The following is a 372-nucleotide window of genomic DNA, read 5'->3' as shown; positions in this document are numbered from 1 at the left end:
AAGGGATGGCCTTAACCAGTCCTGAAAACATCCAACTGTCTACCGCTAACAGCCTCAGCTTAACCAGTGAACACCAAACCGATATTAATGCCTTAAAAAACGTCACCCTCTCATCGGGCGAGGCGCTGGGGTTATTTGCCCAAAAATCGGGGATGAAACTGTTTGCCAACCAAGGCGATATCGAGGTGCAAGCCCAAAACGCCAATCTCAATATGGCAGCCAAACAAGATATCAAAGTGGATAGTGTGGATGCTAAAATTCAGATAGCAGCGGCAAAAGAGATAACCCTTATCTGCGGTGGCTCTTATATCAAAATCAGCAGCGAAGGTATCGAACTGGGTACACAGGATAATATCTATCTTAAGTGTAATG

The 372-nt window shown here is 45.2% G+C and carries 1 protein-coding gene; it reads left to right on the top strand.

Going from position 1 to position 372, the window contains the following annotated elements; translation table 11 throughout:
• Positions 1 to 372 (top strand): DUF2345 domain-containing protein (locus tag GQ594_RS11930; RefSeq protein WP_160413198.1); only part of this gene is annotated, 372 nt, incomplete at both ends.

The sequence above is a fragment of the Gilliamella sp. Pra-s52 genome (assembly GCF_009795805.1).
In the GTDB taxonomy this organism is placed as follows: Bacteria; Pseudomonadota; Gammaproteobacteria; order Enterobacterales; family Orbaceae; genus Gilliamella.
This window is presented reverse-complemented; position numbering and strand designations above follow the sequence as displayed.